Raw genomic sequence first — 22,298 nt, 5'->3', positions numbered from 1 at the left:
GCTCACGCGATGACGACCTGGCGCTTGCCGCGGCGGATCTCGCCGATAAGATGCGCCCCGAACTTGCGGCGCTTTAAGTGCGCGATGACTCCATCGGCCTCTGACGCACCGACGATCGCGGCCATGCCGACGCCATTGTTGAACGTACGATCCATCTCGTGGCGGCTAACTTTGCCGAGCCGCTGGATCATGTCGAAGATCGGTGGCACCGGCCATGAGCCGCGCTCCAGCACTGCCATCACGCCCTCGGGCATCACGCGCGGGATATTCTCGAGCACGCCGCCGCCCGTAATATTCGCGAGGCCCTTAATCTTGAATTTTTCGAACAAATCGCCGGTGACGCGCGAGTAAATCAGCGTCGGCTTGAGCAACTCGTCGGCGAGCGTGCCTCCAAGCTCGGCGATTTTCGAGCCCGGCTTCAGCTTGGCGTGATCCAGCAACACCTTGCGTGCGAGCGAGTATCCGTTCGAATGCAGCCCGCTCGATGCGATCCCGATAATCCTGTCACCCGGCTTGATTCGCGCCGCCACCGGGATTTTGGAGCGCTCGACGACGCCGACGGCGAAGCCCGCGAGATCGTATTCGCCCGGCTTGTAGAGTCCGGAGAGCTGCGCCGTTTCACCGCCGACGAGGCTCGCGCCCGCGAGGTCGCATCCGCGCGCCACGCCTTTAACGATATCGACGGCGATCTGCCTCTTGAGCTTGCCGGTGCCGATGTAATCGAGGAAGAACATCGGCGCGGCGCCGTGGCAGATAATGTCGTTCACGCACATCGCTACACAGTCGATTCCGATCGTGTCGTGCCGCCCGGTCATGAACGCGATGGCGAGCTTGGTTCCGACGCTGTCGGTTCCCGCGACCAGCACCGGATACTTCATCTCGCGCGCGCCATTGAGGCCGATAAGCGCGCCGAAGCCGCCGACGCCGCCGAGCACGTGCGAATGCGAGGTCTGCCGCGCGATCTTGCGGAACATCGGGATGAGCGCTTCTTTCAGATCGATATCGACGCCCGCCGATTTGTAGGTCATCTCCGCCATCGCACTCAGCTCCTCTTCACCCCGAGCGCCGACCCGCGCCACGCGCTGCTGCCGTCGCGATACGTCACCAGTCCTTCGCGATAGACGGCGATATCGAGACCGTTCATCAACTCGCGCAGTTCGCCATGCTTCAAGAGAAAGCGCGGATCGCGCGGATGACCGGTCCTGGCCTGATCGATAAGAAAGGTATCTGCGAGCAACACTCCTCCTGGCTTGAGCGCGTCGATAAACTTCGGAAACAGCGCGCGGTCAAGGAAATTCGTATTCACGATTGCGTCGAAGCACCGAGTCCCGAAAAAGAAAGTATCCAAGTTGGCGATAGCGGGAAATATGGCAAGCCGCTCCTTGTCCACAACAGCCTTGAGCGCGCGCATCGCCGCGTCGGCGATATCGACGGCGACGACGCGCATGCCCGCCCGCGCCATCGGAATCGAGTGACGCCCCCGGCCCGCCGCGATATCGAGCGCCAGCCCCTTTGGCATCCGCGCCAGCATCTCGACGAAGAACGGCTCCGCATCTCCGGCGGATTTGCCTCGATGGCGCTCGTTCCACAACGCGCGTTCGTCGCGGTTCATAACACTCGCGCCAATGTGAACACGTCAACGCAGGCCGCACCCGCCGCCAGCATCGCGCGCGAGCATTCGTCCACGGTCGCGCCCGTCGTCATGACATCATCGACTAGAAGGATGCGCTTGCTGGCGATTCGCGCTGGCCGTGCAACCATAAATGCTCGCCGCACGTTGCGTTTACCTGCGTCATGATCGCGAGCCGTCTGCGGCGGCGTGAATCGCGTTCGCATCACCACTGACACGTCGAGCGGCAGCGCGAGCCTCGCTGCGATCTCGGATGCGAGCAGGGCGGACTGATTGAACCCGCGCCACCATAGTCTGCGCCGATGGAGCGGAATCGGCACGACGACATCGTAGTCCTGCGGATGAATCGGCAGCTCATCGCCGAGATACTCAGCGAGCGCACGCCCGACGGCCTGGTCGAGGCCATACTTATGCCGCCGCAGCAGCGCGGGCAGAGTGCCGGGCTCGTCCTCCGCCCTCGAGCGATATCGCGCGATCGCGACCGCACGCCGAAACGACGGCGGCTCCGCGATACATCGCGCGCATAGCCGCTCCTCGTTCATCACCGATTCGAGCGGCCCGCCGCATATTTCGCAATGCGGTCCCGGTACCGGCTCGACCCGCGCCAGGCAATCGCCGCAGACGCGATAGTCCGTCGATATGTCGAACGGAGCGTCGCACGCGGCGCATCGCGGAGGATAAAGAAAATTCACCAACTCCTGGAACGCCGCGGCCACGCTTAATTCTCGGAGCGCGAGCGGGCAAACTCAAGCGGCTCGGAAACCTGATTCGCTGGCGGCTCAACTTCGCGCGTGATGTGGTATAGAGGAGACCATGAAGGGACCTCTGGAAGGCATTCGTATCGTCGATTGGACGATTTGGCAGCAAGGCCCGGTGGCGACGCAGATGCTCGCCGATCTTGGCGCCGAGGTGATCAAGATCGAGGAGCGCGAGCGCGGCGACCCCGGCCGCGGTATCGTCGCCGTCGCGGGCGGCTCGGCCTCCAAGGGCGCGCTGAATTTCTACTTCGAGGCGAACAACAAGCACAAGCAGAGTATCGCGCTCGATCTGAAACGCCCCGAGGCGCGCGAGATCGTCTACAAGCTCGCGGCGATGAGCGATGTCTTCGTGCAGAACTTCCGCAAAGGCGTCGCGGGCCGGCTCGGCCTCGGCTACGCGGACCTGCGTAAGCTCAACCCGCGCATCATCTATGCGAGCGCTTCGGGCTACGGCCCGCAGGGACCCGACAGCGGCGAGCCCTCCTTCGATTACCTGGGACAGGCGCGCTCGGGGATTATGAACACGCTCGGCATCGACAGCGATATTCCCACGTACATCTTCGGCGGTATCGCCGACCAGATGGGCGCCGTGATGCTCGCATACGGCGTGCTGGCGGCGCTTTTCGCGCGCGAGAAGACTGGCGAGGGCCAGGAAGTCGACGCGTCGCATCTTGGCTCGATGCTCGCGCTGCAGGGCCTCAACGTCGTCATGCGCACGCTCACCGGCAAGGAGTTCGGCCGCAACACGCGCGAGCACGCGTTCAACCCGCTGTGGAATCACTATCGATGCGCGGACGGAAAGTGGCTCAGCCTCGCGATGCTACAGCCGGATCGATATTGGAACGATTTCTGTAAAACGATTGGCAAGCCCGAGCTTGCGACGGATCCGCGCTTCACCGAGATGCGCACGCGCGGCAAGAACTGCGCGGAGCTGATTCGTATCCTCGATCCGATCTTCGCCACCAAAACGCGCGACGAATGGATGCGCGCGCTGAAAGCCGGGGGCGATTTCATCTACACCGTCGTCAACTCGGTGAACGATCTGCCCACCGATCCGCAGGTCAAGGCGAACGATTACATCGTGAGCCATGAGCATCCGACGCACGGCCCGGTCGAGCTGCTCGGGATGCCGGTGAAGCTCAGCGCAACGCCGGGCGAGCCGCGCGGGCATGCCCCGGAACTCGGCGAGCATACCGAGACGATCCTGACCGAGATGCTCGGCTATAGCTGGGACGATATCGCGCGGCTGCGCGAGGCGAATGTTATCTGACGCCGCGAGCGCGCGGCTGATTTGGAGTTATCGCGAAATGGGAACGCTTTCTGGAACGATCGAAGACCGCGCTGAAATCAACGACCTCTATTCTCGCTATTGTCAGTCGCTCGACCACGGCCGCTACGAGGAATGGCTCGACTGCTTCACCGATGATGGAGTGTTCGAAAGCCCGCGCTTCGGCCGCCGCGCAGGCCGCGATGAGTTGCACAAGTTCACCGCGATGTATCGCGAATCGCTCGGCGGCGCGCGCGCGCTTCATCTGGTGCATAACCTGCTGCTGAAGATCGAAGGCGAGCGCGCGTCGGGATGCTGCGACTTCTCGTACTTCCACTGCAAGGACCTGCACATCCAGCAAGGGACCGTCGGTTTCTACACCGACGTCCTGCGCAAAACCCCCGCAGGCTGGCGCTTCCTGAGCCGCTGCGTAACGATCCTCGGCTCGCGCTGACGGTCGGTCAAGAAGGAAATCACCACAAAGACACGAAGGCGGGCGGCGCTTTGCGCCGCCCGTTAAAACTTTTACTTAGTGTCTTCGTGCCTTAATGGTTAATCTGGTCTGCCTGCCTTCCTCTAGAACGCGGCGTACCAGGGGACTTCGTGCGGATTCACTACCTGCCAGTTGACCTGGTACTGCTGGAGCAGCGTGCCCTCGGAATGGTAGAGCGCGAGCTTGGCGTTCTCGAGATCGGTTTCCGCCTGGACCTGGTTGCCCTCGGCGTTCACTTCCTCTTCCTGGAACTGCAGGAGGTCGTGGGTCGTCGCCATGCCGACGCGGAAGCGGACTTGCTCGTCATGCAGCGACTGGCGCGCGTAATAGGTCGCCTGCGCGGTGGCCGCGGCGCGCTTCTGATCGGCATACAGGTTCGCGAGCGAGCTCTGCACATCGACCACGGTCTGCGATAGCGATGCACGATAGTTCAGCCGCTGCTGCTCGTAGAGAATTCGCGCCTGCGCCAGAGCAGATCGCGCGACGGCATTGGCAATCGGCAACTGGAACGTGAGCACTGCCGCATAGTTGTAGAATCCGAAACTCCACAGCCGGTTCAGCGCATCGCCGTAGATTCCGCCGAAAGGCAGGCGCGTACCGGCGAGCGTCGGATTGACGCTGGCTGTACAATTGCTTGGTTGCGCAGAGCTGAAGTTCTCGAGGCAGGGTGCGGTTCCCGCTGTTGAGTTGATACCGATCTGCGTGCCGAGGTTGAGCTGCGGCAGCACCTGGTTCTCGGCAAACTTCACCTGTAGCAGCGAAGTGCGGATCGCTTCGCGCAAGCCGCCGAGCGAGGGCCGGTACTGGACGGCCAGCTCAAGGGCGCGCTCTTCGTCGGCCGCGATTATCTCTTGCGGATTGGGCCGCGTGATCGGCTCGAGGTCCTCGGGGATGAACGTGCCGTAGGGGTTCAGCATCACATCTTCGCGGAGCTGGATGCGCGCGTTGCGCAGATTCGCTTCCGCGGTGTAGACGTTGGCCTCGGCGGTTGCCGCAGCAGACTGGGCTTCCTGCAAATCGATCGGCGCCAGAGTGCCGACTTTGACCGAGATCGCGTTCTGACGCACCAGATCTTCATTGAATCGCAGCGCTGCGCGTGCGACTTCGAGGTTCTCCTCTGAGAGCACCACCTGCCAATATTCGGCCCCGATCTTCAATACGAAGTCTTGCAGCGACTGACCGTAGTTCCATTGTGCCTGCTTCTGGCCCGACTCGGCGATGCGCACGTTGATGGTTGCGAATTGCCAGCCAAAGTTTTGTAGCAGCGGCTGCGACAAGGAGAGCGCGAGGTTCGGCGTGTACGACGGATTGACCGCGGCAAACGCGGAGTTAGTGAGTGCCCGTTCGTTGTCGAAGGTCACGCCAAAGTTGCCGTTGGTGATTGCTGACACCTTGTTAATGCCGAAGTTCCAATCGTAATACTTCTGCGTGTAGACATCGGCGCCGCCGGTCTGCAGTGATGACGTCGTCGGGGACGCGCTTTTGATGATGTCGCCCTGGGCCGTCATGTTCGGATCGAAGGTGCCGTTGGCTTGGCGAATCGTCTCGACTGCCGCGACTGGATCGAGCTGCGCCGACGCGAGCGCGGGATTGTTGCGCAGCGCAATATAGATCGCTTCCTTCAGCGTCAGCGAACGCGCCTCGGTGTCGAGCGAGCGGATATAGCGCCCGCTGATCAGGTTCTCGGGCGGAACGGTCTTGCCCACCGACCACTGGTTGCCAAGCATCCGCGGGATACTCACGACAGAATCGCTGTGCTCGAACTGATTGGCGTCGGTGTTCGGTACCGTCTGGTTTCCCGTTTCCTGCTGGCCGACCGGCAGCGTGTGCTGCAGCTGGATCGGCCCGCTGGTCGAGGGGGGCGGCAGCGGATTCTGGGGCAACGAGCCCGTGACCTTGAGCCCGCTACCGTCCTGCGACCAGCCACTCGATGCGCTGATCGCGAGGCTCAGAGCAATCACCAGGGTAGCGATCAGATTTTTACTGAGGGAATTCACTTCGGAACCTCCTTGTGTCGCGCTCCCGCGCCGGCCGCGATGTCCTTACCTACAACTACTTCCATAATCGTGCCTGCGAGTAGAGCGTCCCAAGCACCAGACCAATGACGCCGTGCTCTTGCGCGGCATCATTTGGGCCGCGATTATAGCCAAGGCCGTGCGCGAAGTCTGCCGATTCGCGCGAACAATACCAAACCGGGCAGGAGAGAAGACGAAACAAAAATGCGTGTGTTGCGTTCAGCGCTATTGCTCCTGATCTCGGTCCCGATTTTTATCCTTGTGCTCAGCGAGTCAAGGGAACCCTCACGCGCACTAGCACAAACTGCGGCGGCGCCAAACGCGGCGCTGGTCCCGCCGGCGGCTCCTGGTCAGCCGGCCGCGTTTGCGACAATCGGCGCGCTGCCCTCGCTGTTGCCTGGACCGGGAACGCTTCGCAGCGCGCTGGCAACTCCAATGCCGACGCCACGGGTTTTCCGCTGTACTTGCGGCAGCGCTGGACTCATGACGGCATGGGCCGGCACCGTTCCGGCCGCGAATTACTTTGTCGCCGACCAGCAAGCGAGCACCGCGTGTGTAGCGTACAAAACCAACGCCCACGCGCGGTCGCCTTATATCGCCCAACAAGCCAGCCCATTCGCTTCTGCGCCGACGCTTTACAACGGCACGGCATTCAACAGGTACGCAACTGTCGGCGGCACGCTCACCAACAGCGCGATAACAATCAATCCTCTCGGCACTGCGGAGTATACGATCCAGCAGCAGTGCGCGCGCTGCGCCTGCGATTGATTGCGCGCTAGCGCAGGAGAGATTTCAAATCCGCTGGCAGGGGAGCTTCGACGCTGACGCGGACTCCCGCCGCTGACTCGAAACTGATTCTGGTCAGATGAAGCCAGAAGCGGCCGGGCGCGAGTGCGTCGTGCGGTGGACCGCCGTACAGCGTATCGCCAATGATCGGATACCCCGCGTTCGCCAGATGCACGCGAATCTGATGACGGCTGCCGGTGCGCGGCGCGATCGTGACCAGCGTGAACTCGCCGACGCGACGTTTCGGCTCGACGGCTGAATATGCCGCCCGCCCGGCGCGTTTGCGGCTCGAGCCCTCCGCGCCGAGCATCATTTTCCTCGCATTCTTCGCATGATGAGCAATTGGTGCGTCGAGCATCATCGCCCGCGCGACGTTGCCTGCGACAAGAGCCAGGTACTCGCGCGCAACCGCACCGCTGCGAATCGCATTGTGAAGGATGGCGTAAGCCTCGCGATTGCGCGCGATGATCAGCGCTCCCGACGTCCCATTGTCGAGGCGATGAACGAGGCCGCCTTCAAGCGGCTTGGGCCCGGCCGCTGCAGTCTCGGGATAGCAGGCGACGACAGCATTCATGACGGTGCCGACCTCGCCAGCCTTGAGCGGATGGCATGGAATGCCGCCGCGCTTGTTCACAACGATCGTGGCGGCGTCTTCGTAGAGAACTTCGACCGCGAGCAGCGGCTCGGCAACGATCGGGTCAAGTCTCTCAGGCGCGGCGACTTCGATCGTATCGTTGGAAGAAACAAGGTCGCTCTTGCGCGGACGCCGGCCATTGATCGTGACGCCGCCGCTCGCGATCAACTCATCGGCGGCGCGCCGCGATGCGACCGCTCCGCTACGTACCAGGTAGCGATCGAGACGCTCGCGCTCCGCCATCAGCGCGATGATTGAGCGGCCGGCGCAGGCGCTGCGGCCAGGTTGTAAGTCGGGAACTCGCGCCACGCCGCATAGAGCAGGACTCCGAGCAGCGCCACGGCAACGACCACATCGAGGAAGCGCGGCTGCACCGATCCGCGCGATCCTCTGCTCAGAACTCGCGAGAAAATCGAGACATGACTGTTAGTCATCTTTGAGTTGTCATCCGTCGAAGGCTCACTTCTCCACCCTAATTCTACTCGTTGGCTGCCATCCATTCCGTCATCCTGAGCGGAGTTTGCGAAGTCGAATGGGATCTCGGTGGCTCCGAAGGGGCCGGTTCCGGACATCCGGCGCGATAGCGCCCGTACATTATGAAGGCGCTGCGCGCGATGTTTGGCACCGGCCCCTTTGGGTGCTTCCAAGATCCGTCGACGTCGCTCCGGATGACAAAATTAAATTGCGCCGTATCAGAGTGGGGGCATTCATCGTCGTCAGCCGCCCGCTGCCGTGCGGAGTGCGGTGCGCATGGCGCGGGTTTTTTGCGGCAGCCCGAACATCCGGCGCAGTTCGCGGCCGGTGAGCGATTTTTCATTGGCCGCGACCTGGATCGGGCTGCCGCTTGCGACGATCTGACCGCCCTCGTCGCCGCCGCCCGGTCCGAGATCCAGCACGTAGTCGGCGTGCGCGATGAACTCCAGGTTATGCTCGATAACAACCAGTGTATTGCCTTCGGCGACCAGGCGCGCGAGCACTTTGAGCAGCCGCCGCACGTCGGAGGAGCTGAGCCCTGTAGTCGGCTCGTCAAGCAGGAACATCCGCGGCAGGCGCTTGCCCTGGTCGTTGAGAGGAGCGGGCTCGAGGTCGGCGAGCAGGAAGCGCGCGAGCTTGAGCCGCTGCGCCTCGCCGCCCGATAGGGTTGACGTAGTTTGTCCGAGGCGTAGGTAACCGAGCCCGACTGCGGACAGCGCCTCCAGCCGCTGCATCGCGGATTTCGAATGCGCAAAGAACGTCCGCGCCTCGTCGACCGTGAGATCGAGCACTTCGTCGATGTTCCGGCCGTGATAGCGAATCGCTAGGATATGACTCTGGAAGCGGCGGCCGTCGCACGCGTCGCATTTCACGTCAATGTCGGCCATGAAATGCATCTCGATCGTGACCGTCCCGGTGCCGCTGCATTTTTCGCATCGCCCGCCTGCGACGTTGAACGAGAAATGCCGCGCTTGTACGCCCAGCCGATGCGCCTCGGCGCTTGACGCGAAAAGCTTGCGGACGTCGTCGTAGATCTTCAGATACGTGGCGGGATTGGAGCGCATCGAGCGCGTCGGCAACTCCTGCCCCATGTGAATCATCTCGGCGATCTGCTCGAAGCCGTCGATTCGCTTGCATGTGCCGGGCTCGACCGAAGTGTCGCCTGCGCGGCGCTCAAAATTGTTGTAGAGGACATCCTCAACCAGCGTCGATTTGCCCGAGCCCGAGACGCCAGTGACGCAGGTCATACGGCCGAGCGGGAAGGCGGCATCAACGCCGCGTAGATTGTGCTCGGTTGCGCCGATGATTCGAATCGCGGGATCGCGGCGGGTGAATTTGCGCTCGCGCGACAGCGCGCGCATCAGGAGCACGCGGCCGGGCGTGGCGGCGACGCTTTCGAGGCGCGACTTCTTTGGCGAGCCCTCGAAGATGATGCGGCCGCCTTCGCTGCCGCCGCCGGGTCCGAGCTCGACGACATGATCGGCGCCCTCGATCATCGCGGGATCATGCTCGACCACGACCACCGTGTTGCCGAAGTCACGCAGATGACGCAGGACCGCGAGCAGGCGCCGCGAATCCGACGCATGCAGGCCAACGGTCGGCTCGTCGAGGGCATAGAGCGTGCCGATAAGCAGGCTGCCGAGCGCGCTAGCGAGATGGATCCGTTGCGCTTCGCCGCCGGACAGCGTCCGCGCCTGGCGCTCGAGGCTGAGATAGCCGAGACCGACTTCGCTGAGATAGCCGATTCGATTGCGCAGCTCGCGCAGGATCGTTCCGGCGCGCGCCTGAAGCTGGGGCGACGCGGCGATTTCGTCGAGCCATACGGCGAGGTCGCGCACCGTCATCGCGGAGACCTGGGCGATCGATTTTCGATCGACGAGAACCGTGAGCGCCTCGGCCTTGAGTTTCGAGCCGGCGCATACTGCGCAGGTGACGAAGCGGCGATATTTGGCGAGCAGAATCCGAACGTGAGTTTTGTAGCGGCGGCCTTCGAGCCACTTGAAGAAGCCGCGCACGCCCGGCCACTTCTCGGGATCCCATGCGTCGCGCGGACCTTCGTCGCCGTCGAGCAGCCAGACGCGCTCCTCGTCAGTCATCTCGCGAAACGGGGCGTTGATGCGGATGCGGCGCCGGCGCGCCAGCTTCAGCATCCACTCGCTCATCTCGCGATAGGCGGGCGTTCGCCACGGCGCTATCAATCCCTGGCGCAGCGAGAGATTCGGATTGGGTATTACCTTTTCCAGATCGAGCTCGACGGTGCGGCCGAAGCCCTCGCACTCGGCGCAGGCGCCGATCGGGCTGTTGGATGAGAAGAGAGCGGAGCTGGGCTCGGCGAACGCCGTGCCGCATCGCGAGCAATTGAAGCGGCGATCGAATTCGAGCGTGGCCTGCGCGTGCATCGTGCCGTTCTCGCGCTCGACGCGCACGCCGCGCGCGCATCCGCCGCCGAGATAGAAAGCCTTTTCGAGCGCCTCGCGAATCCGCTCGTTCTCCGACTCGCCTATGACGGAAATCCGATCGACGATGACGGCGAGCATCTCGCTGGGGCGCGATTCCGTGGACGATTCCGCGTCGGCGAGCGCGCCCGTCTCGGTGATCGCACCATCGTTCCAAATACGGTGGTAGCCGTTCTGCACCAAATAGCTGGCCGCATCGGCAAGCGTGCGCGAGCCGGTGTTGAACGGCGCGATCACAACGTAGAGGCCAGGCGCGCCGATGATCTGCTGCGCGGCGCTCTCGACGGAATCGCGCCGCACTTCGATATTACATTTCGGGCAAATCGTGCGGCCGACGGTCGCGTAGAGGAGGCGCAGGTAATCGCTGATCTCGGTGACGGTGCCGACGGTCGAGCGCGCGTTCTTTATCGTGTTCTTCTGTTTAAGTGCGAGCGCCGGCGGAATCTGCGAGATTGAATCGACGTCGGGCCGATCCATCCGCTCCAGGAACAGCCGCGCGTAGGTCGAGAGGCTTTGCACGTAGCGGCGTTGGCCCTCGGCATAGAGCGTATCGAACACGAGGCTCGATTTGCCCGAACCGGAAACGCCGGTGACGACGGTAAGCTCGCCGCGCGGAATCTCAAGGGAAATGTCGGCGAGATTGTGAGTGCGCGCTCCGCGGATACTGATCGAGCCTTCCAAGCGAGCACCCAGCGCTAGTGCGGGTCCTCGATGGGACGCGCTTTCTTCTTGCGTTCGCCCGGATATTCTTCCGCGACCTGTGAATAGAGCTCGCGCAGCCGCAGGTCGAATTGGGCTTCGAGACGAGTGCGTTCCTTGGCGCGTTCTGCCGTTGGAAGGTTCGCTATGGCTGCCAGCTCCTGCTCGAGCTGCTGCATCAAGCGGTTTCTCTGGACCAGGTACTGATAGCCATTCATAGGAGTGTCGAAACGCCAAATTCCAAAGATCAAAATTATAGGTTATCCTTTCGGGAGCGAACAACCCGCCGTGACCAACTCGACAGATTCATCAACAGGCAAGGGCGCCGTTCCGATCCTGCGCGCATGGGACGACGAATCATTTTATCTCGGCTTCGTGGGCCGGCTCGGCGGCGCGAGTGCCGGTCCCTACGCCTCGATGAATCTATCGCAGTGGGTGGGCGATCAGAGCGAAGCCGTCGATAGTAACTGGGAGGCGCTCAAGCGAGAACTATCGGTTATGGGCCGCGTCACAACGCTCAATCAGACTCATGGCGTTGAGATTCATCAGATCACCAGCGGCAATGCTGGCGAGCGTCTCAGCGGAGACGGCATGGTGACGACGGAGCCGGGAATCGCGCTGGGGATCTTCACCGCCGACTGCGTGCCGATCCTGATGGCCGATAAGGAGCGCCGCGTGATCGGCGCTCTGCACGCCGGATGGCGTGGGCTCGTCGCGGGTATCGTGAACTCAGGACTCAGTTCGATGAATTCGCTCGGCGCTCGCACTGCGAATATGCAGATCGCGATGGGCCCTTCGATTGGGCTCTGCTGCTTCGAGGTTGACGCGTCGCTCGGCGAGCGATTTGCGCGCGAGATTCCGGGCGCCGTGCGGCATCGCCGCGCCGGGCTGCCGGGCAAGGCCTATCTCGATCTGCGCGGTATCATTAAAGATCAGTTCGAGAGCGCGGGCGTGGAACTCGAAAACATCTGGAGCATCGGGCCATGCACGAAGTGCGAGTCCGACAAGTTTTTCTCGCGCCGCGCCGCGGGTGGACGCCAGACCGGCTTGCAACTCAGCTTCATCGGCATGAAGGACGCGCGATGAGTGCGCGCAAAAAAGCTGGTCGGCAACTGGGTCTAATCTCCAAGATTCGTAAGCCGACGGCGCCTCCCACGCGCGTCGCCGAGGACGAGCGCAAGTACAGCCGCAAGCGCGAGGCCGAGCGGATGCGGCGTCAGCCGCCGAACAATTCCGATGGCTGACAGGATTTCCGGACAAATTCGGATCGGCATCATCGGGGCGGGCCTTATCGGCCAGACGCATTCGATGATGCTGCGGCAGATCGCCGATCGCACCGAGCAGAGCGTGCGCGTCGTTGCCGTCGCCGATGCGGTCCATGCTGAGGCCGAGAAGCTCGAATCGCGATGGCCGGGCGCGCGGGCGCTCGCGTCGGCGCAGCAGATCCTCGACGACGCATCGATCCACGCGGTCTGGATCTGCACGCCGACGGCGATGCATCGCGAGGTGTGTATCGCGGCGGCGCGCGCGGGTAAGCATATCTTCTGCGAAAAGCCGCTGGCGATGTCGGCGGCCGAGGCGATCGAGATGCGCAACGCGATCGAAGCTGCGGGCGTGGTCAGCCAGGTCGGCCTCGTGCTGCGATTCTCGCCCGTCTACACCGTGATGAAGGCGCTAATAGCCGCACCGGAAGCGGGCAGGGTGCTCGCGGCTACGATGCGCGATGACCAGGACTTTCCGATTCGCGGCGTGCATGCGAGCGGCTGGCGCAACGATCCGTCGCTCACGGCAGGCGGCACGCTGATCGAGCATAGCGTTCACGATTTCGATCTGTTCACCTGGATGTTCGGGCCGGTCTCGCGGCTCTACTGCCGGACGCGAAATCGCCGCGGCGCCACGGGCGTCGAGGATTTCGGCACGACGGATTTCGAGTTCGCCGCCGGCTTCGACGCGCACCTCGTATCTATCTGGCACAACATGATCGGCCGTTCGAGCAATCGGCGCATCGAAGTCTTCTGCGAGAATCTGTTTATCGCGAGCGATTTCGACGCCACGGGCACAATCACGATCCAGCGTGGCGCCAACGCGGCCGACGAAGTGATTGCCGAGGCCGAGGTGAAGCGCCGCTTTGAGGAAATCATTCGCGCCGAGCGGCCGTACCTCGCACCATTCCTCGACGCGCGCGCCGTTCCGTATGCGCTCGAAGACGCGGTCTTTATCGCGGCACTGCGCGGCGACGCCGAGCCCTATCCCGAGTTCGACGCGGGCGTGCGCGTCCAGCGCCTTGTCGAGGCCGCATATGAATCGGCTCGCCTCGCGCTTCCCATCGAAATACAAAGTTAAATCCACAGGTTAATTCCGAAAAGGATCGTTCAGCTTAATGATCGATTTCGAACTCACCGAAGAACAGCAGATGATTCGCGACAGCGTCGGCGCTTTCGCTAGCGAGCAGATTCGCAAGGCTGCGCGCGAGGCCGACGAGACCGGCAAGATTCAGGCCGAACTCATCGCGCAGGCGTGGCAACTCGGCCTCACCAGCGGGCCGCTTCCCGAGCAATACGGTGGCGGCGGTGACACGCGCTCGGCGATTACGGGCGCGCTGATTGCCGAAGAGCTTGGCTACGGCGATATCAGTATCGGGTTTCATATCCTGGCTCCCCGCCTCGTTGCATTTCCCGTCGCCGAGATGGGCACCGACGAGCAGAAGGCTCGCATGCTGAAGCAATTCAGCGGCGCGAACTTCGTCGCCGCGGCCGCCGCGATTATCGAACCGAAATTCGATTTCGATCTCACTGCGATTCAGACCACGGCCAAGCGCGACGGCGTGGGATGGATCCTGAACGGCGTCAAGTGCAACGTTCCACTCGCGGCTGAGTCAGATACGCTGCTTGTGTACGCTGCGAGCGATGCGTCGAAGGGATTCGCCGGCGTCGATGCGTTTCTGGTGCCGCGCGATACCGCGGGCCTCAAGATTTCCGAGCGCGAGAAGAACATGGGCCTCAAGGGCCTCGCCACCCACGGCGTGACGCTCGAGAACTGCAGCGTGGGCGCTCTGGCGCGGCTCGGCGGCGATAAGGGCATCAACTTTTCGCGCCTGATGTCCGAGGCGCGAATCGCGATCGCCGCGTTCGGCGTCGGCCTGATGCGCTCGGCGTTCGACTACGCGCGCGACTACGCCAAGGAGCGCAAGGCGTTCGGCGTGTTTATCGCGCAGAAGCAGGCGATCGCGTTTATCCTGGCCGACATGGCGATCGAGATCGACGCGGCGCGCCTGCTGGTATGGGAAGCGGCGTCGCGCCTCGACAAGGGTGAGGACGCGCTCGAGGAGTCCTACCTCGCAAAGAATTACGTCGCGGCCAGCGCGCTCAAAGTCACCGACAATGCTGTGCAATGCCTTGGCGGTCACGGCTACGTGCGCGACCATCCGGTCGAGATGTGGCTGCGCAACGCGCGTGGGCTCGCGGCGATCGACGGCATCGCCACGGTGTAGCTGAATTCAGGATTCAATGGAGATACGACGATGATCGATTTCGAACTCGAACCGCAGGTCCTGAAGCGCTTGCAGATGTATCACATGGTCGCCGAGAACATGATGCGGCCGATCTCGCGCGAGTACGACGAAAAGGAACACGAAAAGCCCTGGCAATTTTACGAAACGATGTGGCAGGCGCAGGCGCTCGCCGATGTCGGCGCGCCGACCAAGTCGGACGAGAAAGATTCGGGGCCCAAGCTGCGCAACCTCTATACCGTGCTCAGCACCGAGGAACTGTGCTGGGGTGATGCGGGCTTATTCCTCTCCACGCCCAACTCGGGACTCGGCGGCGCGGCGGTGATGGCGGCGGGAACACCGCAGCAGAAGGCGCGTTTCCTGAAGCGCTTCTCCGAGGGCAAGCCCAAGTGGGGTGCGATGGCGATCACGGAGCCGCACTTCGGTTCCGATTCGGCCGCGGTCAAAACCACGGCCGTCCGCGACGGCGATAACTGGGTGATTAACGGCACCAAGATTTTCTGCACCGGCGGCGAGATGGCAGCAGAAAAATCCGAAGGCTTCGTCGTAGTGTGGGCGACCGTCGATGCGACCGCGGGCCGCGCCGGAATCAAGCCGTTCGTCGTCGATCACAACACGCCCGGGATGTCGGTGATTCGCGTCGAGGACAAGATGGGCATCCGGGCCTCGGACACGGCGGCGATCGTGTTCGACAATTGCAAAATTCCGCTCGATCACATCCTCGGCAGCGCCGAAGTGAAGCGCGAGGGCGGCTTCAAGGACGTGATGGCGACCTTCGACGCGACGCGCCCGATCGTGGCCGCGATGGCGATCGGAGTGGGGCGCGCCGCGCTCGATTTCGTCCGCGATTTCCTGAAAGAGCAGAAGGTCGAGATACGCTACGGCATCTCACAGCGCCGGCTCACCGCGCTCGAGCGCGATTTCATGGAAATGGAAGTGCAGCTCAAAGCCGCCCGCCTGCTGACCTGGCGCGCCGCCTGGATGCTCGATACCGGCAAGCGCAACAACCTCGAAGCCTCGATGGCAAAAGCCAAGGCCGGCCTCGTCGTGACGCAAATCACACAGAAAGCTGTCGAGCTTTTAGGCCCCCTCGGCTACTCGCGCCAGTACCTGCTCGAGAAATGGATGCGCGATGCCAAGATCAACGACATCTTCGAAGGCACCCAGCAGATCAACATGATAATCGTAGCCCGCCGAATCCTCGGCTACGGCAGCAAGGAATTGAACTAATCAGATCCCCCTTGCTGAAGACAAAAGCGCCACTGGATCTTTCCAGCGGCGCTTGTCTGATGGTTTGGATATTCGCGTCAGCGGTTTAGTAGAACCATTTGTTGTTGTCCCAGCGGAAGAGCTCTGTAGTGTGCGTATCGCTGACCGGTTTGGGATCGGCGTGCATCGCTTCGTCCGGGGTCTTACCGACCACGTAATACTGGAATTCCTCGTACGTGATTTTCCCGATCGAGAAACCCTGCCGCGACTGGTGGGACTCGCATTCTTCGATCTTGCCGTAGCCGGTGTAGGTCGCGGTCTGGTAGCCGTCTTTTGAGACGAAGGCTAGATGGGTGCGATTGTTGGATTCGCGGTCCTGGAGGTCCTTCTGCCAATGCTGGCAGAACGAGGGGAAGAGCGCGGACGCGATCTTGAAGTCGCGATCCATCTTCAGGCGGCCCGGCACCGCGTCGACCATTTCTTTGATTTTCTGGCGGAGCGTGTGCTTCTTCGGCGTCGCCGTATTGGTCGAGGCGGCAGAATCCTGCGAGCCTGTCGCGGGCTCGATTGCTGCGACGGCCGCGGGCGTGCTCGATGAAGCGGAATCCTGGCAGAACGCCGGGACGGCCCAAATCGTCGCGGCGATACCTGCCGTCGCTATCGTAAGGCTCAATTTATGAAAACGTACAGGCGGCATAGCTAGACCCCCTAAGTGAATCAGTCTTTCGCGTTAGCCTTCAAGTCGGACCTCAGAAATTTACGGAGCGAACAATAGCGGATTCGCTGGTCAAAGGCATCACCTGAAAAGAAAATTTTGTCTACTTCTAGCAGCGGATGGCGTAGAAGATTGACTCCCGCCCGCGGCTGCCGATTTCAGGCGGAGCTACAAAAAGGAGCGGCCACAGCCTCTTTATGAGACTGCGGCCGCTTTTCAGGCCCTTATTTCAGAGCGGTTACTCGACCGGAACCAGCTCGACGCGGCGGTTCTGTGCGCGTCCTTCCGCAGTGTCGTTCGGCGCGACGAAGTCCGTCTTGCCGTAGCCGTGCGGAATCAGCCGGCTTTCAGGAATGCCCTGGTCAACCAGATACTTCACGACTGCGTTGGAACGCCGGTCGGATAGCTTGAGGTTGTACTCCTCGCTGCCGATCGCGTCGCAGTATCCGTTCACGTTGATCGTGACGTTCGGATTGGCCTTCAGAGTTGCAGCAGCCTCATCCAGAATCGCCGCGTCGCCGGGGCGGATCTTGTACTTGTTGAAGTCGAAGTGTACGCCGCGCAGAACGATCTTCTGCTTAACCGGAGGAGGTGGCGGAGGAGGTGGAGGCGGCGGAGGAGGCGGTGGCGGAGCAGGCGGCGGCGGAGGCTGAATAACCTCGTCGCACAGGTAATGTCCGGCCAACGCGCCTACGAGTGCGCCTGCCGCGGCACCACCGACGCCCGACCAAGCCCTGCCATCATTGTTTTCGCCGTTGCGAGAATTGTCGTAAATTACGATACCCGAGGCCGCGCCAGCACCGGCGCCGATCATACCCCCGATAATCGCGCAGCTTCCCCACTTACGTGGCTGCTGAAGATATGAGCAGCCTCCAAGTGCGCTCGCGAGAAAGGCTCCCCCGGCCACTGCGACGACCGTTTTCAACAGCCCTGACCTAAGTCTCATGAACTCCTCCTCACCCAGTGCGAGTTGACGCGGTTCGAACCCCTCACGCGCCGCTACACGCGATTAAAGTCCAATTGCCGGGGGAATATAGATACAATCCGGCTAGAAATGCAACCCGGTTCTTAACGTCGCGTTACGCGAAGATGAACCGAACTCATCGAAGAACCTCCCCCAGCCGTTGGTTCTTCTTTAGCCGCCCTTATGCTCATAGCTGGCGCGAACCGTCAGATCAACTGCCTGCCGCGTCTTTTGATGCTAAATAATCAATCATCCGGGTGATGCCGGGAGGTGCCGATGGCAGGATCCCGTGTGGATCGCCATTTAATTTCGCAGTTCGGAACAGGTTGCGCGGCCTGCTACAATCCTGCCTATCCATGCTTTCTCTAGCGCGCGGCAAAGAGGGCGTCTTCAAGCTGGTGTCGAGTTATCGGCCCGAGGGCGATCAGCCTGCGGCCATCGATTCTCTCGTGCGCAGCGTCAACGATCAGGTGCCGCATCAGGTGCTGCTGGGCGTAACGGGATCAGGCAAGACGTTTACGATGGCCAACGTTATCGCGCGGGTGAATCGCCCCACGCTCGTGATGGCGCCGAACAAGACACTCGCCGCCCAGCTTTACAACGAATTCAAAAGCCTTTTTCCTGAAAATGCCGTCCGCTACTTCGTCTCGTACTACGATTATTACCAGCCCGAAGCTTACGTCGCGTCGACCGATACGTATATCGAGAAAGATTCCAGCATCAACGACGAGATCGACAAGCTGCGGCATTCCGCGACCAAGGCGCTGCTTGAGCGCAACGACGTGCTGATCGTCGCGTCGGTGTCGTGCATCTATGGCCTCGGCGAGCCGGAAGCGTACTTCGAGATGCTGGTGTTTCTCGACGAGGGCCAGACCGTCGATCGCGATCGCGTGCTGCGCAAGCTGGTCGATATCCATTACCAGCGCAACGATTACGATTTCCATCGCGGCACTTTCCGCGTGCGCGGCGATATCGTCGAAGTCTTTCCCGCCTACGAAGAAAGCCGGGCGCTGCGTATCGAGTTCTTCGGCGACCAGGTCGAAGCGCTCTCCGAGATCGATTCGTTGCGCGGCAAGGTGTTGCGCAAGCTGCAAAGCGTCGCGATTTATCCAGCGTCGCATTACGTGACGACCAGCGATCGGATGGAAAAAGCGGTGGTCGGAATTCGCGCGGAGCTTAAGGATCGCCTCGAGTTGTTTCGCACTGAAAATCGCCTGCTCGAAGCGCAGCGCCTCGAGCAGCGCACGATGTACGATCTCGAGCTGCTCGCCGAGATGGGCTTCTGCCCCGGAATCGAAAATTACTCGCGCCACCTTACCGGACGTTCTCCAGGACAGCCGCCGCCGACGCTGCTCGATTACTTCCCAAAGGAATCGCTCTTCTTCATCGACGAGAGCCACGTCACGATTCCGCAGATCGGCGGAATGTATCGCGGCGATCGCTCGCGCAAGCAGGTGCTGGTCGATTTTGGATTCCGTCTGCCGTCGGCGCTCGACAACCGGCCGCTGAATTTCGAGGAATGGGAATCGCACGTCCATCAGGCGGTTTACGTATCTGCCACGCCCGGCGACTACGAGATGGAGAAGTCGAGCGGCCTCATCGTCGAGCAGCTCATCCGGCCGACGGGGTTAATCGATCCCGAGATCGAAGTGCGCAAGGCGGGCACGCAGGTCGACGATCTGCTCGAAGAAATCCGCAAGCGCCTGGCGGTTAACGAGCGTGTGCTCGTTACATGTCTCACTAAAAAAATGGCCGAGGATCTCACCGACTACTACCACGACCTCGGCATCCGCGTGCGCTACCTGCATTCCGATATCGAGACGATCGAGCGCGTCGAGATCATCCGCAGCCTGCGCAAGGGCGATTTCGATGTGCTGGTCGGCATCAACCTGTTGCGCGAGGGCCTCGATTTGCCGGAGGTTTCGCTGGTCGCGATTCTCGACGCCGACAAGGAAGGCTATCTGCGCTCGGAGCGCTCTCTAATCCAGACCATCGGCCGCGCCGCGCGTAACATCAACGGCCGCGTGATCATGTATGCCGACAAAATCACGGGCTCGATGGAGCGGGCGATCGGCGAGACTAATCGCCGACGCGCGAAGCAGACCGCCTACAACGAAGAACACGGCATCACGCCGCAATCGATCACCAAGGCGATCGATGCGTCTCTGGTCGAGATGTATTCGCCGGAGTGGGCGGTCGTGCCCGAAGTCGAAGACGACAAGCCCTCCAAAGAAGAGCTGATTCCAGCGCACGAGCTGCCCGATCGAATCACGGCGCTGCGCCAGGAAATGATGGAAGCGGCGGACAACCTCGAGTACGAGCGCGCCGCCGAGCTGCGCGACCAGATCAAAAAACTCGAGCGCAAAGTCTTCGGCATGGACCAGGCGCATCCTCCCGTCGTGGCGCAAGCGCCCGGCACAGCGCATCGCAATGCGAACGAAGCATCGAAGGGGCGCAAGAAACCCGACCAGGGTTTCCTGATGAAATCGGGCGGCAAGCGCGGCGCCGGCGCCGCTACGGGCGCCGCATCCGCGGCGGCATCCAGTTCAAATCGCCCAGCGCGCCAGGGCAAGCTGAAGTTGGTGCCCGACGGTCCGAAGTAGAAGAAAAAGATCACCACAAAGGCGCCAAGGGCACGAAGTGAGTTTTCTTCTAAAAGAAAAGAATACTGGGGTGGGCTTCCCTGCCCGCCATTGATCGCGCGGAATCTTTTCCACGCCACCTTTTGTTAGCATCGAGGTCGTGCGCTGCTTATGCGCCACGCATTAAATCTTTGAGCTGATCGAGCGTCGCCGGCTCGAGCAAAATCTCGTGGCCGAGCTTTGGCAGAATCGTCACCGTCACCGGCACTCCGCGCGCCCTGAGCGCGCGTGCGAAGGCAAGCGTGAGTGGCTCGGGTGTCACGGGATCATTCGCGCCAACCACCATCCGTACGCGCGTGCTTTTGGGAATCGCACTCACCTCGTTTTGCGGCGAGACGCTGCTGACCGGAATGAGCCACAATGGATTCCATTGAAACTTTATCATGCTCCAGCGGAACGCGGGCACGTCGCACGGGCACGAGACGAGCAATGCTCGCGTCGCAACACCGGGATATAGCCCGAGAATATCTGCCGAGATCGCCGCGCCGCCGGAATGCCCGACCAGTGTGAGATCGCTCGCGTCGTATTGCTTGAGCAGAGCGCGCGCCGCATCGACGATGCTCTCGATCCTGTCCGATGTGTAATTGTCGCCGAGCTTCCAGCCGATATTGCCCTCGCTCGCGAGGCCCTTGCCGTCGGCATAGCCGGGCCGCATAAGCGCGACGACGATTGCATCGTCGATCGATGAAGCCGCCTCGTGCGCGAAATTGTATTGATACGTTGGATTGACGCCGGGCGCATCGCCATGCAGCACGACGATCAGATGCGGGCGTGCTGAAAGATGCTCACTCTTGAACACCCGCGCGGCCAGCGTCCACGGCCCACCCCGCACGTGGATCGCGTCGCCTTTGTCGGGAGAATCCGCGAGCGGCGCATGCGCAGTCAGAGCCAGCGCCGCGAAGAGCAGAAATGGTAGGAGTGCTTTACGAGTCCGCACGGTTGAAAGGATCAAACCCGAGCGGAGACCGTGTTGCCCAAGCGCTCGCGCACCAGTTGCCGCTCGCCTTTCGACGCGGCGCGAAACGCGCGCGGCGACATGCCCGCCGCGCGATGAAAAGTGCGCACGAAGTTGGAGATATCACCGAAGCCGGAATCGAAGGCGGTAGCGGTGATCGATCGTTCATCCTCGGCGAGCATCCGGGCCGCACGGCGCAATCGCGAACGCACAAGGTACTGATGCGGTGTGACTCCGAGCACGCGCGAAAACGATTTCAGAAAATGAAACGGACTGAGACCGGCGCGGTCCGCCGCGCGATCGAGATTCAGCGCCCGCTCTGAATTAGAATCGATCCAGAGCGCAGTCTCGACGGCGCGATTTCGTTCACGCGCGGTGACCTGCCTGGCCAGACGATGCTGTTCGGCGACTCCGCGCGAAAATATCGCCGCCAACCACATTCCAACCTCGTCGAGGCCGACGTCGCTGACCCCCCGGGCAGCGGCCTGCGCCAGCTCGCAAAGCACGATCATCCGCGGAACGGGAGGAAGCGCGCCGCTCTGCCATGCGCGCGGGTTGCCGCCGACCGCATCGATGAGCTCGGGCTTGAAATGAAACGAAAGGCACTCGTCGCGGCATCGATGCTCATGCGTGCAGACGTATTCGTCGTCCGGATAGCCGACCAGAATCGAGCCGATGACGAGATCATGCGACTTGCCGCGTGCGCGATATCCGAAGCTGCCGCGTCGTACGTACGACAGCGAATAGCTGTGATGCAATTCCGCGAACGGCTTCTCACCTGGCACGGTATCGCAGTGAAACTCCGTGACCGAGATCGAATCGCGTGAGAGCAAGGTGGCAGTGGGCATCGTTTTCGAATCTAGCTTCACCAGTTCGAGGACGCTATCGCATGTGCTTCACGTAGTAGCTGGCGCGATCCACCGCGACGAAACCGCAGGACTTGTAGAGCCCTAGCGCGGTGGTTGAGATCGTGTCTGTCCCAAGTGCTTGGTAGGCCTTCGGCAGTGATTCAAGCGAAAGCTCTCCAAGGGTCCGCCGGCGCGTTTCAGCCCAGACAAGTATTTCATCCGACAGTAACGAACCTTCATCGACA

Annotated in this window: 22 protein-coding genes; 9 read left to right on the top strand and 13 right to left on the bottom strand. The window is 61.9% G+C overall.

The genetic code is table 11. The features are described 5' to 3' along the window. Positions 1–2: 2 nt before the first annotated feature. The 3 genes from purM to VMA09_19875 are packed head-to-tail and all read right to left on the bottom strand — an operon-like array spanning position 3 to position 2,346. The gene (gene purM / locus VMA09_19885; protein HUA35881.1) at positions 3–1,037 is read right to left on the bottom strand and encodes a phosphoribosylformylglycinamidine cyclo-ligase; all 1,035 of its coding nucleotides are present in this window, start codon (positions 1,035–1,037) and stop codon (positions 3–5) included. A gap of 5 nt (positions 1,038–1,042) precedes the next feature. Continuing rightward, positions 1,043–1,612 carry a methyltransferase domain-containing protein gene (locus VMA09_19880; protein HUA35880.1) on the bottom strand — a complete coding sequence of 190 codons (570 nt, stop codon included), beginning with the start codon at positions 1,610–1,612 and terminating at the stop codon, positions 1,043–1,045. Continuing rightward, the gene (locus tag VMA09_19875) at positions 1,609–2,346 is read right to left on the bottom strand and encodes a ComF family protein (GenBank protein ID HUA35879.1); all 738 of its coding nucleotides are present in this window, start codon (positions 2,344–2,346) and stop codon (positions 1,609–1,611) included. Before VMA09_19875 ends, VMA09_19880 begins: the two co-directional genes overlap by 4 nt. Before the next feature lie 97 nt (positions 2,347–2,443). On the opposite strand from VMA09_19875, the gene VMA09_19870 reads away from it, so the two are divergent. Next, positions 2,444–3,658: a CoA transferase gene (locus tag VMA09_19870; GenBank protein HUA35878.1), complete on the top strand. Its 1,215-nt coding sequence runs from the start codon at positions 2,444–2,446 to the stop codon at positions 3,656–3,658. Positions 3,659–3,695: 37 nt separating this feature from the next. Beyond that, entirely contained in the window at positions 3,696–4,109 is a 414-nt protein-coding gene (locus VMA09_19865; GenBank protein HUA35877.1) for a nuclear transport factor 2 family protein, read from the top strand. 122 nt (positions 4,110–4,231) lie between these two features. On the opposite strand, the gene VMA09_19860 is transcribed toward VMA09_19865, so the two are convergent. After that, complete coding sequence (locus VMA09_19860; GenBank protein ID HUA35876.1) at positions 4,232–6,145, bottom strand: TolC family protein; 1,914 nt, start codon at positions 6,143–6,145, stop codon at positions 4,232–4,234. 501 nt (positions 6,146–6,646) lie between these two features. Between VMA09_19860 and VMA09_19855 the strand changes: the two genes are divergently transcribed. After that, a complete protein-coding gene (locus tag VMA09_19855) occupies positions 6,647–6,931 on the top strand; it encodes a hypothetical protein (GenBank protein HUA35875.1) in 285 nt (94 codons plus the stop codon). Positions 6,932–6,938: 7 nt separating this feature from the next. Here VMA09_19855 and VMA09_19850 read toward each other — a convergent pair whose 3' ends face one another. The 4 genes from VMA09_19850 to VMA09_19835 form a co-directional block, all read right to left on the bottom strand. Beyond that, complete coding sequence (locus tag VMA09_19850) at positions 6,939–7,826, bottom strand: RluA family pseudouridine synthase (GenBank protein ID HUA35874.1); 888 nt, start codon at positions 7,824–7,826, stop codon at positions 6,939–6,941. After that, positions 7,826–8,017 carry a hypothetical protein gene (locus VMA09_19845; GenBank protein HUA35873.1) on the bottom strand — a complete coding sequence of 64 codons (192 nt, stop codon included), beginning with the start codon at positions 8,015–8,017 and terminating at the stop codon, positions 7,826–7,828. Before VMA09_19845 ends, VMA09_19850 begins: the two co-directional genes overlap by 1 nt. A 282-nt stretch (positions 8,018–8,299) precedes the next feature. After that, positions 8,300–11,194 carry an excinuclease ABC subunit UvrA gene (gene uvrA / locus VMA09_19840; GenBank protein ID HUA35872.1) on the bottom strand — a complete coding sequence of 965 codons (2,895 nt, stop codon included), beginning with the start codon at positions 11,192–11,194 and terminating at the stop codon, positions 8,300–8,302. 14 nt (positions 11,195–11,208) lie between these two features. Continuing rightward, positions 11,209–11,391, bottom strand: a complete 183-nt coding sequence (locus VMA09_19835) for a hypothetical protein (protein HUA35871.1) — start codon at positions 11,389–11,391, stop codon at positions 11,209–11,211. A gap of 109 nt (positions 11,392–11,500) precedes the next feature. Here VMA09_19835 and pgeF point away from each other — a divergent pair, with 109 nt between their 5' ends. The 5 genes from pgeF to VMA09_19810 are packed head-to-tail and all read left to right on the top strand — an operon-like array spanning position 11,501 to position 15,950. After that, positions 11,501–12,298: a peptidoglycan editing factor PgeF gene (pgeF, locus tag VMA09_19830; GenBank protein HUA35870.1), complete on the top strand. Its 798-nt coding sequence runs from the start codon at positions 11,501–11,503 to the stop codon at positions 12,296–12,298. Continuing rightward, complete coding sequence (locus VMA09_19825; protein HUA35869.1) at positions 12,295–12,456, top strand: hypothetical protein; 162 nt, start codon at positions 12,295–12,297, stop codon at positions 12,454–12,456. The genes pgeF and VMA09_19825 overlap by 4 nt, the downstream gene beginning before the upstream one ends. After that, entirely contained in the window at positions 12,449–13,555 is a 1,107-nt protein-coding gene (locus VMA09_19820; GenBank protein ID HUA35868.1) for a Gfo/Idh/MocA family oxidoreductase, read from the top strand. Before VMA09_19825 ends, VMA09_19820 begins: the two co-directional genes overlap by 8 nt. Positions 13,556–13,592: 37 nt before the next feature. Continuing rightward, on the top strand, positions 13,593–14,702 hold the full coding sequence (locus VMA09_19815) for an acyl-CoA dehydrogenase family protein (protein HUA35867.1): 1,110 nt from the start codon (positions 13,593–13,595) through the stop codon (positions 14,700–14,702). A 30-nt stretch (positions 14,703–14,732) separates the two neighbouring features. Next, on the top strand, positions 14,733–15,950 hold the full coding sequence (locus VMA09_19810; protein HUA35866.1) for an acyl-CoA dehydrogenase family protein: 1,218 nt from the start codon (positions 14,733–14,735) through the stop codon (positions 15,948–15,950). A gap of 85 nt (positions 15,951–16,035) precedes the next feature. Here VMA09_19810 and VMA09_19805 read toward each other — a convergent pair whose 3' ends face one another. Both VMA09_19805 and VMA09_19800 read right to left on the bottom strand, forming a co-directional pair. Continuing rightward, positions 16,036–16,602, bottom strand: coding sequence for a hypothetical protein (locus tag VMA09_19805; protein HUA35865.1), 567 nt, complete (start codon positions 16,600–16,602; stop codon positions 16,036–16,038). Between the two features lie 280 nt (positions 16,603–16,882). After that, the gene (locus tag VMA09_19800) at positions 16,883–17,590 is read right to left on the bottom strand and encodes an OmpA family protein (protein ID HUA35864.1); all 708 of its coding nucleotides are present in this window, start codon (positions 17,588–17,590) and stop codon (positions 16,883–16,885) included. 374 nt (positions 17,591–17,964) lie between these two features. Between VMA09_19800 and uvrB the strand changes: the two genes are divergently transcribed. Then, positions 17,965–20,211: an excinuclease ABC subunit UvrB gene (gene uvrB, locus VMA09_19795; protein ID HUA35863.1), complete on the top strand. Its 2,247-nt coding sequence runs from the start codon at positions 17,965–17,967 to the stop codon at positions 20,209–20,211. A gap of 148 nt (positions 20,212–20,359) precedes the next feature. On the opposite strand, the gene VMA09_19790 is transcribed toward uvrB, so the two are convergent. The 3 genes from VMA09_19790 to VMA09_19780 all read right to left on the bottom strand — a co-directional run. Next, a complete protein-coding gene (locus VMA09_19790) occupies positions 20,360–21,187 on the bottom strand; it encodes a prolyl oligopeptidase family serine peptidase (GenBank protein ID HUA35862.1) in 828 nt (275 codons plus the stop codon). Positions 21,188–21,198: 11 nt separating this feature from the next. Then, complete coding sequence (locus VMA09_19785; protein HUA35861.1) at positions 21,199–22,053, bottom strand: AraC family transcriptional regulator; 855 nt, start codon at positions 22,051–22,053, stop codon at positions 21,199–21,201. Positions 22,054–22,087: 34 nt separating this feature from the next. Next, positions 22,088–22,298, bottom strand: a 211-nt coding sequence (locus VMA09_19780; GenBank protein ID HUA35860.1) for a hypothetical protein, incomplete at its 5' end; no start/stop codon positions are given.

It is taken from the genome of Candidatus Binataceae bacterium (assembly GCA_035508495.1).
GTDB lineage: Bacteria > Desulfobacterota > Binatia > Binatales > Binataceae > JASHPB01.
This window is presented reverse-complemented; position numbering and strand designations above follow the sequence as displayed.